Origin of the sequence: Candidatus Nitronereus thalassa, assembly GCF_032191465.1 — a bacterium.
GTDB classification, from domain to species: Bacteria; Nitrospirota; Nitrospiria; order Nitrospirales; family UBA8639; genus Nitronereus; species Nitronereus thalassa.
This window is the reverse complement of sequence record NZ_JAQOUE010000001.1, coordinates 2,462,153-2,479,725: the sequence shown is the minus strand read 5'-3', so window position 1 is coordinate 2,479,725 and position 17,573 is coordinate 2,462,153. Positions and strand designations below refer to the sequence as shown.

General features: G+C 46.2%; 18 protein-coding genes and 1 tRNA gene. 10 read left to right on the top strand and 9 right to left on the bottom strand.

Annotated elements, in window-relative coordinates:
• Positions 1–5: 5 nt before the first annotated feature.
• The 6 genes from PPG34_RS11230 to PPG34_RS11205 all read left to right on the top strand — a co-directional run bounded on the left by PPG34_RS11230 (position 6) and on the right by PPG34_RS11205 (position 7,237).
• Positions 6–2,144: a phage/plasmid primase, P4 family gene (locus tag PPG34_RS11230; protein WP_313833393.1), complete on the top strand. Its 2,139-nt coding sequence runs from the start codon at positions 6–8 to the stop codon at positions 2,142–2,144.
• Positions 2,145–2,833: 689 nt separating this feature from the next.
• A complete protein-coding gene (locus tag PPG34_RS11225) occupies positions 2,834–3,307 on the top strand; it encodes a hypothetical protein (protein WP_313833392.1) in 474 nt (157 codons plus the stop codon).
• 11 nt (positions 3,308–3,318) lie between these two features.
• Entirely contained in the window at positions 3,319–4,035 is a 717-nt protein-coding gene (locus PPG34_RS11220) for a hypothetical protein (protein WP_313833391.1), read from the top strand.
• Between the two features lie 137 nt (positions 4,036–4,172).
• On the top strand, positions 4,173–5,417 hold the full coding sequence (locus PPG34_RS11215) for an AlbA family DNA-binding domain-containing protein (protein WP_313833390.1): 1,245 nt from the start codon (positions 4,173–4,175) through the stop codon (positions 5,415–5,417).
• Positions 5,418–5,709: 292 nt separating this feature from the next.
• The gene (locus PPG34_RS11210) at positions 5,710–6,414 is read left to right on the top strand and encodes a hypothetical protein (protein WP_313833389.1); all 705 of its coding nucleotides are present in this window, start codon (positions 5,710–5,712) and stop codon (positions 6,412–6,414) included.
• A 22-nt stretch (positions 6,415–6,436) separates the two neighbouring features.
• The gene (locus PPG34_RS11205; protein ID WP_313833388.1) at positions 6,437–7,237 is read left to right on the top strand and encodes a PDZ domain-containing protein; all 801 of its coding nucleotides are present in this window, start codon (positions 6,437–6,439) and stop codon (positions 7,235–7,237) included.
• Positions 7,238–7,532: 295 nt separating this feature from the next.
• Here the strand turns inward: PPG34_RS11205 and PPG34_RS11200 are convergent, their stop codons facing one another.
• Complete coding sequence (locus PPG34_RS11200; RefSeq protein WP_313833387.1) at positions 7,533–8,114, bottom strand: site-specific integrase; 582 nt, start codon at positions 8,112–8,114, stop codon at positions 7,533–7,535.
• A gap of 174 nt (positions 8,115–8,288) precedes the next feature.
• Here PPG34_RS11200 and PPG34_RS11195 point away from each other — a divergent pair, with 174 nt between their 5' ends.
• The 4 genes from PPG34_RS11195 to PPG34_RS11180 all read left to right on the top strand — a co-directional run bounded on the left by PPG34_RS11195 (position 8,289) and on the right by PPG34_RS11180 (position 10,465).
• Positions 8,289–8,705 carry a cupin domain-containing protein gene (locus PPG34_RS11195; protein ID WP_100120406.1) on the top strand — a complete coding sequence of 139 codons (417 nt, stop codon included), beginning with the start codon at positions 8,289–8,291 and terminating at the stop codon, positions 8,703–8,705.
• A gap of 240 nt (positions 8,706–8,945) precedes the next feature.
• On the top strand, positions 8,946–9,479 hold the full coding sequence (locus tag PPG34_RS11190; protein ID WP_313833385.1) for a nuclease-related domain-containing protein: 534 nt from the start codon (positions 8,946–8,948) through the stop codon (positions 9,477–9,479).
• A 72-nt stretch (positions 9,480–9,551) separates the two neighbouring features.
• Complete coding sequence (locus PPG34_RS11185; RefSeq protein ID WP_313833384.1) at positions 9,552–9,722, top strand: hypothetical protein; 171 nt, start codon at positions 9,552–9,554, stop codon at positions 9,720–9,722.
• Entirely contained in the window at positions 9,722–10,465 is a 744-nt protein-coding gene (locus PPG34_RS11180) for a hypothetical protein (RefSeq protein WP_313833383.1), read from the top strand. Before PPG34_RS11185 ends, PPG34_RS11180 begins: the two co-directional genes overlap by 1 nt.
• A gap of 268 nt (positions 10,466–10,733) precedes the next feature.
• Here PPG34_RS11180 and PPG34_RS11175 read toward each other — a convergent pair.
• From PPG34_RS11175 to atpH, 8 genes are all read right to left on the bottom strand, one after another.
• A tRNA-Arg gene (locus PPG34_RS11175) sits at positions 10,734–10,809 on the bottom strand.
• Positions 10,810–11,021: 212 nt separating this feature from the next.
• Positions 11,022–11,459 (bottom strand): hypothetical protein, encoded by a 438-nt coding sequence (locus PPG34_RS11170; protein ID WP_313833381.1) that lies wholly within the window; start codon positions 11,457–11,459, stop codon positions 11,022–11,024.
• Complete coding sequence (locus tag PPG34_RS11165) at positions 11,456–12,451, bottom strand: RluA family pseudouridine synthase (protein WP_313833380.1); 996 nt, start codon at positions 12,449–12,451, stop codon at positions 11,456–11,458. Before PPG34_RS11165 ends, PPG34_RS11170 begins: the two co-directional genes overlap by 4 nt.
• A 102-nt stretch (positions 12,452–12,553) precedes the next feature.
• Positions 12,554–13,000 (bottom strand): F0F1 ATP synthase subunit epsilon, encoded by a 447-nt coding sequence (locus PPG34_RS11160; protein WP_313833379.1) that lies wholly within the window; start codon positions 12,998–13,000, stop codon positions 12,554–12,556.
• Positions 13,000–14,448 carry a F0F1 ATP synthase subunit beta gene (gene atpD / locus PPG34_RS11155; RefSeq protein WP_313833378.1) on the bottom strand — a complete coding sequence of 483 codons (1,449 nt, stop codon included), beginning with the start codon at positions 14,446–14,448 and terminating at the stop codon, positions 13,000–13,002. The genes PPG34_RS11160 and atpD overlap by 1 nt, the downstream gene beginning before the upstream one ends.
• A gap of 102 nt (positions 14,449–14,550) precedes the next feature.
• Positions 14,551–15,432 (bottom strand): ATP synthase F1 subunit gamma, encoded by an 882-nt coding sequence (gene atpG / locus PPG34_RS11150; protein WP_313833377.1) that lies wholly within the window; start codon positions 15,430–15,432, stop codon positions 14,551–14,553.
• A gap of 26 nt (positions 15,433–15,458) precedes the next feature.
• Positions 15,459–16,967: a F0F1 ATP synthase subunit alpha gene (atpA, locus tag PPG34_RS11145; RefSeq protein ID WP_313833376.1), complete on the bottom strand. Its 1,509-nt coding sequence runs from the start codon at positions 16,965–16,967 to the stop codon at positions 15,459–15,461.
• 3 nt (positions 16,968–16,970) lie between these two features.
• Complete coding sequence (atpH, locus tag PPG34_RS11140; RefSeq protein WP_313833375.1) at positions 16,971–17,510, bottom strand: ATP synthase F1 subunit delta; 540 nt, start codon at positions 17,508–17,510, stop codon at positions 16,971–16,973.
• Positions 17,511–17,573: the final 63 nt, after the last annotated feature.

The following is a 17,573-nucleotide window of genomic DNA, read 5'->3' as shown; positions in this document are numbered from 1 at the left end:
ACGCAATGATGTCTGACCTTCACCCCGAACACCTAACCGATCTGCAAAAAAGTGGCTTGAGTGATCAAACCCTTAGTCAGTTGGCCATTCAATCTGTAAACCCACATCGCTTACAAAAACTGGGTTCTAAGTATAATGCTGTTTCCAGTGCCTATGAGATTTCCTATTGGGATCCGGATGGAAACAGGAATGGTTTCTCCCGATTGAAGTTATTCCCACCACTCAAAGATGCCAAGGGACACACAATCAAATATTATCAACCGCCTGGCTCCGATCCCCATCTTTACTTACCCCCCTTGGTGGATTGGCGTTTAACGGCAAGTGATCCAAGTATCTTTGTCTATATAACGGAGGGAGAAAAAAAGGCGGCCAGTTTTTGTCAGCATGGCAAGCCCTGCATTGGAATCGGTGGGGTCTGGAACTGGCGAGTCAAGATAGATTCTGGTGAAAGATTGGATTGTCCTGAATTAGATCAGTTCATATGGAGAGCGCGGCAGGTTGAGATTATTCCCGATTCTGATGCTTGGACCAAAGACAAACTCTTTGACATTTTGGGTGGGGTTTTTGCCCTGGGGATGGCACTCATCCAACGCGGCGCACATGTTCAATTCGTCAAACTGCCTGATACGTCTGGGATAAAAGTTGGCCTGGATGATTGGTTGGTCAGGGAAGGCTCACTGTGGGGCCATGTTTGGTACAAACTGGAACGAATTAGTCTGGACGATCCAAGATTACATAAGCTGGCTGGCTGGTGGCAACGGTGGACGAGGCGACAAGAAGAACCTACCATCATGCTTCGCAAAGTGTTTCCTCTAACCGACTATGGCAATGCTGAACGTTTAGTTGCCCTTCATGGGGACTTCATTCGCTATTGCCATCCGTGGAAGAAATGGCTCGTATGGAATGGGCAGCAATGGATAGTGGATGATACTGAGGAAATTGTGCGGTTAGCCAAGACCACCGTTCGCGGAATTGTCAATGAGGCTGAGAAAATCGAGGATAAGGAAGACCGAAAAAAAGTTATTCGCCATTCCTTGCAATCTGAAGCCACCCCTCGACTTCGGGGGATGATTCATTTGGCAGAGTCTGAAGCAAAAATCCCAGTCGCTCCGACAGAGCTTGATAATGAACCTATGCTTTTGAATTGTCGAAATGGCACGGTTGATCTTCGCACAGGTGAACTCCTTCCTCATGATCGCCGAAAACTCATCACCAAGCTGGCTCCCGTCGATTTTGATGCTAACGCCACAGCCCCTCTTTGGGAAATCTTTCTGTGTCGGATCATGCAGGAACGCCAAGACTTGGTGGACTTCCTACAACGAGCGATCGGTTATGGTCTCACGGGCCAGGCAAACGAACAAATTCTATTCATTCTTTATGGTACGGGGGCCAACGGAAAATCCACTTTCTTGGAAACCATTCGGACGTGCCTGGGTGACTATGCTCAGCAAGCGGATTTCTCCACGTTTTTGGCAAAAAAACAGAATGCGATTCCGAATGATCTAGCGCGCTTGGTTGGGGTACGTCTTGTCACGGCCACGGAATGCCAGGAAGGGAAAAAACTTGATGAAGCCTTAGTAAAGCAAGTGACAGGCGGAGACAAAATCACGGCCAGGTTCTTGCACCAGGAATTTTTTGAGTTTACCCCAACATTAAAATTATTCTTAGCAACAAACCATAAACCCAATATTAAAGGCACCGATCATGCGATATGGAGGAGGATTCGACTCATTCCCTTTGTAGAGACAATTCCTGAAGAAGAACAAGATAAGGAATTAAAGCAGAAATTGAGTGAGGAAGACCAAGGCATTCTGAATTGGGCTATACAAGGCTGTTTAAAGTGGCAAAGTCATGGTCTCGGAATGCCAGACGACGTGAAAAACGCCACTCAATCCTATCGTGATGAAATGGATACACTGGGTGGGTTTCTGGCGGATTGTTGTATTCAAGAGCCCCAATCTTTTGTGCCCTCTAAGGGCCTCTACGAATCGTATAAAAAATGGTGCGTAGAGAACGGAGAAAACCCTATATCACAAAAGGCCCTGGGTCTTTGTCTGAAAGAACGAGGCTTGATTGATGATCGCAAAGCCAATCGGCGGGGATGGTGGGGTATTGGGTTGCGCGAAAGTGCACGCATGTCATGACGTATTTAGGACAGATGACGGATTCTGACACGTATTTTCAGTAATTTATATTATGCCTATAGGTTATAGCGAAATTACCAGAGATATGCGTCAAATCGTGTCATTCACGTAAATGCGTCATGATGTCTTAATGGCTAATGCAAAAATATCTTATTCTTTTTAAAGACCGAAACGGGGAAGGCTTTGAAGCCTTTTTTATATATATTAGCAGTGACCGAACAAATATAATGCCATCATGGACCATTGAATTGATTATCCCAATCTCATTTAATCTTATTAAATATGATCCGAAAATAATTTACATTCATTTTCAGAATTAACAAACTTAACGGACATTAGCGACACCATATTTTCTCTTCTTTTGTTTGTCTTTGGTGCCCTGTGTGAAGGCATCAAGTAGTCAAATTCCCGTGGTTAAGCCTATCTTGTGATCTATCCCATCAAGGGTGTACGGACATGAGCGTATATTATTCATGACGTTTCCATGCTTACTTTGTCCTCAAAACAGAACGAGAATAACATGATAGCTTGGTTTATCTTTCAGTATTATTCCTTCTTTTTTAATCACTATTCTTCATCCTAAATCTTTCACTAGCGTTTTCTCTATTAAAAAGGTCAAAATTGCGGATATTCATTGTTGAAAAGAATACTTCTTCTAAATCCCTCAACTAAGAATGATGGCAAGTTTGATGAAGGATGATTGGAAAACTTATGCGACGGCTTTCCTAATTGGCATCGGATCTTTATTCGCTCTTAATTATTTCTACAGTTCTGATGGATTTGGCATCTGGCTCGTCATTATGGTCATCCTGTTTGCAGGGGTTATAGTTCCATGGGTTGCAGAGTGGATTCCCTGGAAGCACTTGCAGAGAATAAGGGATAACATATTGGGCAATATGATTCCTTGGAAAGATCTGCCATTAAAATCCAAAGTGTTGATTGTGTGGTTAGGAATGGTATTGATTTTGGTATTATACGTGCCTTGCTATAAAGAAGTAGACATTAGGGGAACTACACATACTATTTCTTGGGGTTATAGGTTCCTCCCACTACTGGGAGCAGATGCCAACCTAAAGATAAATTTTTCTTTAGTCTTTATGGAAATAATTGCAGGCACCGTGATGTGTAGTTTGGCCTATGTCATATTGCAAGCCAAGAAGTGAATAGTTGGGTTATGTGTATTTCTGGCACCCCAAGACTCGTGAATTTTTTTATATTAGGGACGTTCCTAATTTTATTGACTCTAGATGTCTCTGCTGAAACCGGCCCTCAAAGCTTAGATCGCTTTTATGCGCAGGAATTCAGAAAGGTTAGTGACATTCTAAACGAACATATTCATCAGTTAGATAGGTGCGAAGCAGAGATGACGAAATTTGAAGAAGCTGAAGTAATAGGGGATCTGGCTGAATGCAAGAAATATAACGTCTTGTATGAGAAGGTTCCCACTATAATGAACAATCATATGATCCTGTATGACTCCTATGGAAAGTGGTTACGGACTCTTACTGATGATGAATCAATTAAGGAATCTGGACCAGCCAATTCTCATGCCATGTCATTGCTTAGGATATTCGATGTTAAGTTGAGACAAGGTGTGCTCCAAGCCAAGCGAGTACAAGAGTTAGGCATGTCACTTTCTGACAATTTAAAAGCCTTTTCCCAATTCTTGGATGGTTTAGTCGATAGAGGGGGGATAGAGCAAGGAGGATCTAATAGTGGAGAGCCTTCATCTCCTTTAACAGGCAGCCTTCAACTAGAGGAAGAGAAGTTTAAACGAGACCCGCGATTTCAGAAACTATCCCCTGTGAAGCAAAAGGAAAAACTGGAACTATTCAGGCGGAAATTACGGGAAGAGTTTGAAAATCCCGACAGGGCCATTATGCAAGATTAATCGAGGTTTTTATACAATTTTAGAATAACACCAGCGTAAAATTAATGTAGTACAAGAACCAATGAAGCACGAGATACAGGCAAGCCATAAAAGCTATATCTGTTTGAGTTTTAAACTTTATAGGGTATTTTGAAGAAATGGTAGATAAACGAGCTAACCAATTCACCAAAGAAGACGTTGACCAAATAATTAAGGATGAGATTCAGGAAGGAGAGGGGATTGAATTTAAGGGACAACTTCCAACGAAAAAAGGAACCTCAGATCCATGGCAATCGGGTAAAGGGAATATTAGCGAATATGCTAGAGATGTGATCCTAGAGGAAGTCATTGCCTTTGGGAATTCCTATGGAGGAACGGTTTTTTTGGGGGTTGCTGAATCCCGTGATCATCCCGCACGAGCAAAAGAAATTTTTGCCCTACGGGATTGTCATGATCTTGCGGATCGTATCAGAAAACAATGCAGAGATTGTATCGAACCTCAGATTCCCATAATAGAATGTGCTGGTGTTGCAACTGAAAAAGACGGTTCCGGCGTGGTAGTTATTAGGGTAGAGAGGTCTTGGTTAGGCCCTCACCGCCATAAAAGCACTAAAGAATGTTACGTGAGAAGGGCCGACCGATCCGAGAAACTAACGATGCGGGAAATTCAGGATCTTACCTTACAGCTAAATCGTGCTTTGACGACTGTGGACAATAGGCTCAAGGATCGCCAACTTCTCTTCTCTGAGAATTTCAAAATTTTTTCAAGTGCCTCTGAACAAGCGTTCGGGATCAGGGGAACGGCGTTACCGTTGCATCCAGTAAACGTTGATCGGGTCCATAATCGAGAAGAAATTCGTCCAGAATTAAAATCCTTCAATGCTAGCGTAGGTGATTTAGGCACATATCCTTTGTGTATTCCATTTCACCTTCACAGTTACCGACCCATCTTAAGGGGCACACGTGGTGTGGGAGGGACCGATCATTGTTTAGTTTCTTTTGAAACATATTCAGATGGGATGATCGAACTCACCCATCTAAGGAAAAAGGATGAGTATTTTCAACCTTTCCATTTAGCGGCTTCCTGGGCTTGGTCCCTATTTGCGAATGTCCTGTTTCAGGTTGAAAAGTATCGGGCTTTATTGGGTTCGGAGTCCCTAGAATTTGCATTTGACATTGAGATTGACGCCAAGAACTGCCAATTGGGAGGTCTTATTAATTTTGGCTATTTTGATTCCGTGAGTCAGAATTTACCCCAAGGTACGACTATCTTCCCACGTTATCCAATTGGGCCAAAAGAAGAATTTAGGTCATTACATAACATTTTTATCAGGGATTTTTTGAATTCCGCAGGGCTGAATTTAAACGCGGATATTAACATTGATTTGAATGCGCCTTCTTGACCGATACCGTTTTGTGTGGCAATCGCTATTGTGAAAATCCATTATGCTCTTAAGCAGTCCACCTTTCATGGGTCTTTCCCAGTCCAGTCGGGGCAAATAGAACAGAGGGAAAGGAATGTAAGAGTTGAGGAAAACAAGCGATCCAAAATTGCCTGTAAAGCCCCAATAGGTAACTTTGTTCAGACTCAAGCATGATCGGTCACTACGATTTCTCTTTGTTGTTCCGTTTTTTCCTGATGAGTTACAGTCTTCTGCTTCCAAATTCCGACACTAAGGTATTTTTAGAAAGTAAATGCCTAGCATTCTAAATCAAGAAGACTTAATTGCTTCGAGAAGTCCGAGAGAGCTCCAATCTTGGATTGACGAAAAGATAAGTGAGTTTTCAAAAACTCCAGAATTAAAAGAACAAGCTCTTCTAAAGAAGGGGCTAGCCAAACCCTTCTTTGAAGAAATCCTCCCTTTGTGTCAACTAGCTATGAATTTATATGGAAATAGGAAAGATGTCGCATGTATACCAAATTTGGACAATGATAATTATGATGCTACGATCCTTGACAAGTCCTACACGCCCCCAAAAGAGTTAAAGGTTGAATTTACGAGAGCAGTTGATGGGAAAGATGATTACCTGCGAATGAAATACTTTCTTGAACATGGGCATGTAAATTTAGTAGGTGACTTGCGCTATGAAGGATCAGAAAAAAGGGGGCATAAAATTCAGGTAAAGGATGAAGCGGTTAGCGTAAATGATACCAGGAAAAAAACTTGTGAGTTAATAAGAAAATGTGTTGAGGGAAAATCCAATAGGCAATATGGAAAATCATACATGCTTGTTATCACATTCGATGATTATATAGGTTTTCGCTTTGATGATAATGAAACTTTTCCAGTGCTAGATAAAATGCTCAATGAGATTGTCTCAGGGTTTAACTTGGATTTTGAAAAGCTTTATCTGCTTGGATTTTCTGGGAAAACTATTTTGAACTGTTCTATTCAATAATGGATGACTAAAGGAGCAGCCTATGAGGTTCTTTCTTATTGCTTCCATCCTCTTGCTCTCTGCGTGCGCCCCCAATCCCTTTGCGAAATTTTATTATGATAATACGGGTGGTGCTGATCTAAAAGCACTTTCGGCACCCCCCAAATCTTCTGTGGTTGAGCCAACCCTAATTCGTGGAGGTGACTTTGAAAGTAAAACTCTAGCCATGCGAGAAGAAGGCTATGATTTAATCGGACATTCACGTTTCAATGCCGCCAAGATTGATGAATCCCAGGCATTGGAGCAAGGGAAAGCCGTTGGCGCAGAGGTTGTTGTATTGCATTCAGAATATACAGAGACACTCTCTGGATCCTTGCCACTTAGCTTGCCCAATACGCAAACCCAAACGACAAATTTATCCGGAAATGTTTTTGGCTCTGGTGGATCCGGCAGCTACTCAGGTACAGCAACTACCCAAACTACGGGGACGCAAACAACCTACATTCCATATAACGTGCGTCGTTATGATTACACGGCAACCTTTTGGGTGAAGGGTAAGGAGCCAGTATTTGGTGTTAAAATTAGAGATCTTAAAGAGGAAGAACGCCAACTCATTGAGAGTAATAAGGGAGTTGTGGTGGTGGTGGTGGTCAAAGGTTCACCTGCATTTAATGCAGATGTTTTAAGGGGGGATATTATCAGGCAGATTGGGGAAATTGAAATAATTGACCGTTCTACGTTGCCCAAAGTGGTAGAAAAGTATGCTGGCAAAGGAGTTGACGTTTTGCTGCTGCGGAATGGGGAAAAAATAAGTAAGCACATCACCTTAAATCTCCGGAAATAGGCTTGCTAAAATATCTTTATTCCCCACTACGGTTTCTGTCGAAATCCACTCATCGAGGGGATGTTATTCAATGGCAAGGTATACAAGGTTTCCCTAAAAGTCCCCCCATGGGGTCGCCTTCTTTCAAGTTCGGCGCAGGGACCCAATCCACTCCCAGTTTTACTCCCGGTTCACTCCCAGTTATACTCCCAATTCTGAATCCACCAGGATCACACTTGTTCACACATAAAAGGAGCGAAACGCTTGTGTTGATACGGAGATTGGAATACTCTATCCTACTCAATCATTCTTAGTCTTATCGTGATCGGTTGGGTCTTCGGAACCGAGGGTTGGGGGTTCGAGTCCCTCCAGGCGCCGCATATCGAAAATGAAGGGTGCCAATATCCATGCCTAAAAACTTGGTATAAACATTGGCGAGGGCATTCAGGGCGGTTTTTTGGGTGCTTGGTGACCAATGCTCCTGGAGCGTCTTTTCAGAGAGAAAAGCAGCGATATCCTCTGACCCCAAGGTTTCGGGATGCTTCATACCATGAAAACGAATAAATTTGGCAACCCACATAATGTAGTGCTTTTCGGTTTGCCAGGCATAACCGTTGAGCCTTAACCAAGTGCGGTAACGGTCCAGAAACTTGACGGGTTTAGAATTTAGGGGAATCGGGGTGTCATCGTGACGGTAAATATTCATAAGCACTCCATGCTGGTTATATGTACAGTAATTAAAATAACATAAAAAATCAATAAATAATGTGACAGCAATATAAACGGCGACAGTCGCAAAAACTCCGGGATTATTTGAACCGTAGTTAATACAAGGTATTGAAAAATAAGGGAAAAATAAAACCAAAGAAGGTAAGGTAAATTTCAGGAAAAGCGACAAGTGCCGCTTCTCCTGATAGATTCTTTGTTAATAAAAATAAGTAAGTGCTTGTTTAATAGGTAAAAAAGCATTAGTTTTTGACCTTATCAAACTAAAAATAAAGCGGCACCAGCTTTTGCGACAGGTGTCGTTTAATAAACTGTTATGCGGCACTCATCGAAATGGAGATTGAAAATGAACAGACTAACTAAACTCATCTTATTCGGGGCGGCTCTAGCTGCGTCTGTAGCTCACGCACAAGATCCGAAAGACATCCCACAAAAATCTGGGGTAACACCTACGGATCTCATAGTACGCGGAGTGGACGGCACAGCGAATCTGGACTTCACAGTCATAGATGTGAAGTACGAGCCAGGTGGTGTCAACCGTCGCCATTTTCATCCGGCGGCGGTCACCTTCTATGTAGTTTCTGGGACACCAGTTTTCCAGCAGGAGGGCAAGGAACCCATTACCCTAAAACCCGGTGACAGCCTACTCGTTCCGGCCGGCACCACTCATTCCCATTGGAACCCTAGTAAGACTGAAGGTGTTCGATGGCTGGAATTCATCGTGGCTGAAAAAGGTAAAGGAAGATCCATCCGAAAGCCTTGAATAGAAAGTTTCGCCTCATAATCACGAAAGGAAAATGTAACCGCGACCAGCCGCCTTTGGTCGTAAGCAGAAAAGTAGAGGCCCATGAAGTACACAACCAAGTGCCGCATAACCATGCGCTGCAGCGAACCCGGCATGACGTCGTGGTTTGCAATCCACGCGTCCCGTGCGCCGGGTCGCTGAGCTTGGGTCGTTAGCTGCCTTTGATACTTTGTGCCGCGTTGGTGAAGGGAAACCTTGATGGCTAAAATTTTTCCATGTCTCGAAAACATTGAACGGCTCAAGGTGCCTCCAACGCCTGGCGAGATAGCACTTGCCACGTCCTTGGCCCAGCGGCTCTCAGACGATTACGAGATCTTCTTCCAGCCGTTTCTGAATGGTGACATGCCAGACATCATCTTGATGCGGAGAGGGGCAGGGGTCGCGATAATCGAGGTAAAGGACTGGAATTTAAGCTCATATAGTGTTGACGATAAGAATCAATGGCGAGAGCGTGCAGGGAATCATGTGGTTCGATCCCCTTTTAAACAAGTCTTCGGCTATAAATCCAATATGTTCAATTTGCACATTAACGGGCTGGCCGAGAAGAATGCGCTCAATAATAATTTTTTAATAGAGCCCCGGTGGCCGGGAAAGCTGAAAACCTGGCTAAACGGGCGGGAATTGCCGTCTGATAAGCTGGATTACGTTACCGGACTGGACTCAAAAGGGCTTTTGTCCTACTTATACTCTACTCGTTTTTGCCGATCAATCACTTGCCGGGCGGCTCATTAAGTCTCAGTAAAATTAGGTGTTTAGACGACCAAAAAGCCTATGGTATAACTGATTCAGATATCGGAGGAAAAAATGAGCGAAAAACCGAGAATTCCTAAAAAAGGTGCCGGCAGAAAATGGGCTGAAAAGTTAAAAAAGCTAGGCCGGCAATGGCCGCCGCAGGGCCTGGTCGATAAGATAAATCGGGACGACAAGAAGAAAGTGGCGTCTCCTCCTCCTGCGCCGAAGGATTTGGAAGCGTAATGAAGGTTCTGAGGAGTTTGGACGACCTTGCCCGGCATTTTCAAGGTTGCGGCAGTCCGCCGAGATATCTCGCCGATACCGGATTCTTGTATGCGCTGGCCTACGACGATGACCGGCTTTTCAACCAAGCGAACGACGTTCTCGATTTTCTTCATGAGCAAGGGGCTTCGCTCTACGTCAACGTGATCAGCCGAATGGAATTCATTGATCTGATTTTTCGCAAACAGGTGACTCAGGGATGCATTCAGCTTTTCGGGGTACTCAAACGTGAATCCCAACGTGAGCCGATCTATGGTTTATTGAAAGACATCCGGGATAAGGACACGGCTGCGCGAAGACAGAATCACTCTTTCAAAATCGATGAACGCCGCCTTAAAAAACTTCGGCAGAACGTGGAACAAGCCTATGGTGTCGATGACTGGAGGGACTTCTGCAAAAAGTTTGTCGGCTCCATGCTGGTCAATGAATGGACATTGCTTGAAGAAGATCTCGGTCTCAATTTTGTGGAAGTCATGGAAGATGGAGTTTCAGATTTGTTTCACAGCCCTTTGCGATGGAATGATCTAGTTCAATTGATGGGAGATCAGGGCCTCCGGGGAGCAGATGCGATGATCGTGAACCTGTTTTCTAAAAGCAAGTTTCCGGTTCTAATAACATCCGACAGCGACTTTGAATCCTGTCTTTCTGATCCCTTGGTTTCTTCATCCTCCGAGAAGGCGATTTTCCTTTTGGCCTATGGGTAGATTTGCCCAGGGATGCATGCGGCAAAGATTTCCCCGGCTTCAACGGCGGCTGACAGAGATCAAAAAAGACCACCTAGCCCCTTTTCATCCGCCCCAAATGCCACTGAATGGTCTCCGGGCTTTTGCCGAAATGCTCTGCCAGCCGCTTGACCGGCCAGTTTTCCGTCCATCTCAAGCGCGCCAGCTCTTTGAGATTTGTCGTTGTCTGAGCCCATTGAATCGAGTAAGTATTGGTTATCGTTAATGGGTGTTCGACCAGCTTAGGACGTGGGGCGCCTGGAGGGACTCGAACCCCCAACCCTCGGTTCCGAAGACCGATGCTCTATCCATTGAGCCACAGGCGCGGCTGTCGTTCTTTTTCACTTATTTTGGTGGTCCTGTCAACTGCGCTGAACTGGTGATCGCCTTTGCACCGTACAAACTAATTTTGCCTAAGGACCAGTTCAAAAAGTTCGTCCAGCAAGGCCGAAGGTCATTTGGCGACCGGAGGGTACATGAAGTACGTGAGCACGGCCAAGGACCAAGAAGGCCGCTGGCGGGCCTTTTCAACAGGTCCTCAATAGGATTCGGGTGTGGGGAGATCGACTTCGGGCTTGTTCTTTTCAGGAAGAATTTTTTCCAATCGCAAATGGAATTCCCGAATGCGGTTTTGTTGTTGATCAGTGTATTTCACTTTTTCTTCTTTATGAAGTTCCACAAGTTGTTCCACAGCGAGGAGCAGAGGTGGAACCGCATCATATACCCTTCCGGCTTCAAAGGCTTCGAGTGAATCAATAAAAAACCTGTTCAACACACGAAAGGTAGATCCGGCCCGATCACGAAATCTGTACACCGTATTCTCGTAAGCCTCAATCGTTTCTTCCGTAGGGCGCATGCTCTGATTTACCATAAACGATTGGGCCGGGACTTTTGCTGCAAAAGCGGCCAAGGCCGCCACGAGTTCTCCCAATGTATCCAAAACTTGGTCAGCGGCTAATCCTTTCTCACGACTCACGACTTCTTTCCCTCTCTTTGTTGTGTGGTCACGGGACTGATTCGTGTACGAATCAGCTGAATAGTCTCTTTCATATCAACCGGCATAGGCGCTGAAAAGATCATTTCTTCTTGAGTCATGGGATGCACAAAGCCTAACACTTTCGCATGGAGCATCACCCGAGGAATGTGAATATCTTCTAAAGATGACACCCGTTTTCCACCATACGTAGGATCTCCAAGAATTGGGCAACTGATGGATGCCAGATGCACACGCAATTGATGAGTTCGCCCTGTTTGTGGGAATAAATCCACGGTTGAGGCGATTCTACCAAACCGTTCGGTCACTCGATAGACTGTGGCCGAGGCCTTTGGTCTTGCGGTATTGGCGGAAAATTTTTTGCGTTCCTTGGTATCACGCCCAATGGCCAATTCAATGGTCCCTTCATGTTTTTTGGGGACGCCCAAAATTAACGCCTCATATACGCGGGTGATTGAATGCCGTTTAAACTGCGAGGCTAAATTTGCATGCGCCTGGTCATGTTTCGCCACAACCATGACGCCAGTGGTGTTTTTATCCAATCGATGCACCAGCCCTGGGCGTTCTTTTCCGCCGATGTTTGACAGCGAGCCAGTTTCAGTCTGGAGATGATACAGCAATGCATTAACTAGGGTTCCAGACCAGTTCCCCGGCGCAGGGTGTACCACCAAGTCCGCCTGTTTATTGAGGACTAACAGTGAATCATCTTCATACAAAATTTCAAGGGGAATGGGTTCTGGCTGAATGTCTAGTGGTTCCGGGCGGGGAACAATCAGGATGATTCGATCCCCCGGTTTGATCTTATGGCTGGGCTTTACGGTTTGACCATCGATGGTGATTTGCCCATCGAGAATGAGGCGCTGCAAAATGGTGCGGGAAAAGTCTGGATCGTGATTCGCCAGAAAGTGATCTAATCGCTTAGAACTCTCTCCGGCTGTGACGAGGATTTCCGTCCGCGTTTCAACATGCGGCATGGAAGGTTTTAGGATACCGTGATGGGTGTTGAATTTTGCGTGATCCGGAAAGAACTCACTTTTTTCGCTTTACGGAACATACTTCACGCAGGACTTTCTCAATTAAGAACGACCCTGCTTTTGCAGCCGCTCCGCCACTTTTTGTCGAAGGCGAGCTTTTTCCAGGCTGACTTTGGCTTCTTCAACTTCAGAGGGGAGACCTCCACGCTCTAAATGCGCCTCGGCTTTGGCGACAGCCTCTTTGGCCCTTTCTACGTCGATATCTTCGGCCTTCTCCGCAATCTCCGCGAGGATGGTCACCTTCGTTGAGGTGACTTCCGCGAATCCCCACAACACCGACATGAATTGCGTTTTCTCGCCAATGCGATAATTCAGTTCGCCAATGCGAAGGGTTGAAAGAAAATGACAATGGCCAGGCAACACGCCAAAATCACCTTCGGTTCCCGGGGCCGAGACCTGATCAACTTCTTCGCTTAGAAGCAGTTTATCCGGGGTCACAACTTCTAACAAAATCTTCCCGGATTGCGTAGCTTCGGTCGAGGTTGCCATTATCTTTTGTGTCCTAACTTTTCGGCTTTTTCGATGGCTTCTTCGATTGCGCCCACCATGTAGAAGGCTTGTTCCGGCAGGTCATCATGCTTGCCTTCGACAATTTCTTTGAAACTTCGCACGGTATCTTTCAGTTTGACATATTTTCCAGGAGAACCCGTGAACGCTTCCGCCACATGGAAGGGCTGAGACAAGAACCGTTGAAGTTTCCGTGCCCGGGCCACCAACTGCTTGTCTTCCTCCGACAATTCATCCATCCCCAAAATCGCAATGATATCTTGCAGGTCTTTATACCGTTGAAGTGTCCCTTGCACTTGCTGGACGACAGAGTAATGTTCTTCGCCCAAAATATGTGGATCTAAAATTCTTGAAGTAGAGTCCAAGGGATCCACCGCCGGGTAAATACCCAACTCGGCTAAGCTCCGTGATAACACCGTAGTCGCATCCAAATGTGCAAAGGCCGTAGCCGGCGCTGGGTCGGTAAGATCGTCGGCAGGCACGTAAATGGCCTGCACTGAGGTAATGGACCCTTTTTTGGTCGACGTAATCCGTTCTTGCAGGGTACCCATTTCCGTTCCCAATGTGGGTTGATAGCCCACTGCTGAAGGCATCCGGCCTAACAACGCCGACACCTCTGATCCGGCTTGGGTAAATCGGAAAATGTTATCGACGAACAAGAGCACGTCCTGCCCTTCTTGGTCGCGGAAGTATTCGGCAATGGTGAGTCCCGTCAGACCGACCCGCAAGCGAGCGCCTGGTGGCTCGTTCATCTGGCCATAGACCAACGCAGCTTTAGACTTAGTAAAATCTTTTGGATCAATAACCTTGGAGTCTTGCATTTCATGCCACAGGTCGTTTCCTTCGCGGGTTCGTTCTCCCACGCCGGCGAACACTGAAAACCCGCCGTGATGCAAGGCGATGTTATTGATGAGCTCCATGATGATGACGGTTTTGCCCACCCCGGCACCGCCGAACAGACCGACTTTTCCACCTTTGGAATAGGGCTCCAACAAATCGACGACTTTAATTCCGGTTTCCAACACCTCAGTTTTGGTTTCTTGGTCTTCTAACGACGGAGCATCACGGTGAATGGACCAGCGTTTTTGGGTTTGAATGGGACCGTACCCATCAACTGGATCGCCCAACACATTCACGACCCGGCCTAAGGTTTCTTTGCCCACCGGAACGGAAATCGGAGCCCCAGTATCAGTCACATCTATTCCCCGCACCAAACCATCTGTGGAAGACATCGCCACTGCACGGACGCGATTTTCTCCCAAATGTTGGGCTACCTCGAGGGTCAATTCCGTGGCACCCTGCCCGGTTTGTTCATTCGCCGGTTGTTGAATTTTCACGGCATTATAAATGTTGGGCAGTTTCCCTGGCGGGAATTCAATGTCCACCACTGGACCAATGACTTGGATGACTTTTCCGGTTTCCGTACTCACCTGATGACTCCTTTTCTGCAGGACCGTTGCAAACCCATGTCCTGAGTTAGGCCGAATTTCGCGACCGCGTTGTGTGTCAACATTCCATTGAAATGGTTCGGCTTACTTTAATGCTTCCGCACCACCGACGATATCCATTAATTCCTTGGTAATCGCTGCCTGTCGGGTTTTATTATAGAACAACGTCACTTTCTTAATGAGTTCCCCGGCGTTTCTTGTGGCACCATCCATGGCCGTCATTCGCGCGGCCTGTTCCGCTGCGGCTGACTCCAACAACACCCGAAAGGTTTGGACTTCAAAATGTTTGGGCAATAGAACTTCTAACAGTTCATGCTCGTCTGGTTCGTAGAGGTATGACCCCTTTGGCCCTTCTGCCGCCGGCTGTTCGGATGATTCATCTTCCAGCGCTTCAATAGGAAGAAACTTTTCAACCAAGACCCGTTGCTGCATGACGGATTTAAATTCATTGTAGACCACGTAAAGTTGATCAAACGTGCCTTCGTTATATTGCTGAATGATATTTTGACCAATGTCCAAGGCATGTTCGTATGTCAGGCGATCAAATACCCCAGGCCATTCTTGCCGAATAGTCCAGGTCCGTCGCCTAAAAAAATCTACGCTTTTTCGCCCTACTACACTCACCGAGACCTGTTCACCGGCTTTACTCCGTTCGTGAAGAAACTCCACGGCCCGACGAAGAATGTTAGTATTGAACGCCCCACAGAGGCCTCGATCGCTAGTGATGACTAACAACTCTGTTTTGTTCCCGGTCCGCTTATGAAGCAGGGGATGGGATGTCCGGCTGGCATGTTCGCCAAGATTGGCAACGACTCCGCGAAGTTTATGGGCATAGGGACGGGCTGACATAATCCGGTCCTGCGCGCGCTTGAGTTTTGCCGCCGCGACCATTTTCATCGCCTTGGTAATCTTTTGTGTATTTTTGACGGAAGAAATTTTCCGTCTGAGGTCTTGTAAACTTGCCATAAATCGAAGTGGTTACTTCTTACACTTTAGAATTTTTTAGTCTTTTTAAAATCAGCGATGATCTGCTTGAGCTGACCACCAAACTCATCATCGATTTTTTTCTTGGTGACAACTTCTTCTCGTATCTGCGGATGCTTTTCTTTGATGTATTCCAATAAGCTAGACTCAAATTCCCGAACTTTGTTTGTCGGAACATCATCAATAAACCCATTGACTCCAGCGTAAATCGAGATCACCTGATCGGCGACGGCCATGGGTTTGTACTGCTCTTGTTTTAACAGCTCCACCATTCTGGCACCACGCGCGAGTTGGGCTTGTGTGGATTTATCCAACTCACTGCCAAATTGGGCAAACGCCGCCATTTCTCGATATTGGGCAAGATCTAATCGGAGGGTCCCTGCTACTTGTTTCATGGTTTTGATTTGCGCGGCACCACCCACACGAGAAACCGAAAGGCCCACGTTAATCGCTGGGCGAATACCGGAATAAAACAAATCCGCGGCTAAATAAATTTGTCCATCGGTAATGGAAATGACGTTGGTTGGTACATAGGCTGATACGTCCCCTGCCTGAGTTTCAATTATGGGCAGGGCGGTGAGGCTACCAGAACCGTTTTCTTCACTGAGTTTAGCCGCACGCTCCAGCAACCGGGAATGTAAAAAGAACACATCCCCTGGAAACGCTTCACGTCCTGGTGGGCGCCGAAGCAACAACGACATTTGGCGATACGCCACTGCATGCTTGGAAAGATCGTCATATACGATTAAGGCATGCTTGCCGTTATCTCGAAAGAATTCCCCCATCGTCACGCCGGTGTACGGAGCAAAGAATTGGAGGGGAGCGGCATCACTGGCTGTCGCTGAGACTACGGTGGTGTATTCCATGGCACCGGCATCTTCTAGGGTTTTCACGACGCGGGCAACGGTTGATCGTTTTTGCCCGATGGCCACATAAAAACAAAAGACGTTGAGGCCCTTCTGATTGATGATAGTATCCACGGCAATCGCGGTCTTTCCGGTTTGCCGATCGCCGATGATTAACTCGCGTTGGCCACGGCCAATTGGGATCATGGCATCAATGGCTTTCAGTCCGGTCTGCAACGGTTCACCGACAGATTGACGCTCCACGACTCCAGGAGCCCGAACTTCCACGAGTCGAGTCTCTGTAGAATTAATCGGACCTTTTCCATCGATTGGCTGGCCAATGGCATCCACCACACGTCCCACCAAGGCATCGCCAACTGGCACCTCGGCGATGCGGCCCGTGCGTTTGACCGGATCACCTTCCTTAATCCCCGTGTCGGATCCCATGATCACGGCACCGACACTATCTTCTTCAAGATTCAACGCCACGCCAAAAATATTTCCGGTAAACTCTAACAACTCACCGGCCATGGCTCCTTCTAAGCCATAAACCTTGGCAATGCCGTCTCCCACTTGAATGACATAGCCGGTTTCAGTGACATCGACGCGTTGCTCGAAGCCTTTAATCTTTTCCTGAATGATCGAACTAATTTCCTCTGCCTTGATCTGCATGCCTTACCCCTTTACCAGTTGAGCCCGCATCTTTTGAAGTTGGCCCTTGATGGTACTATCATAGACTTTGCTTCCAATTCTGATTTGAATGCCTGCCAACAACGAAGGATCTTCATGAAATGACACGTCCACCGGTTTATTCAGCAATCCTTGTAATTTTAATTGGAGGTCTTCCCTCCCGGCAGTATCAATATTATTAGCCGAGGTGACGATGACTTGCTGTTTTCCGCGCTCTTGATCCATTAAATCTCGAAACGCTTCCGCAATTTCCGGCAAGAATCCGACACGATTTTTTTTCAATAAAAGTTCGCAAAACTTTCCTAAAGCTGGTGGACACCCTGCTCGTTCACTACAAGCCGTGAGCACCGACGACTTTTCTTCCAAGGTAAATACTGGAGAGGCCATCACATGTTTAAGGGAAGTAGACTCTTCAAATGCGCGAGCCAGATCTTGAATTCCGGCTTGGGCACTTTCCAAACTTCCTTTGTCAATGAATCGAAATAACGCCTGCGCATAGCGGCGTGCAACAGTATTTTTCGTCATGGTTCAGTCGCGATTATGATGAAGGCGGAACATAAGCGCTTGCGCTCAGCGCAAGTACAAAAA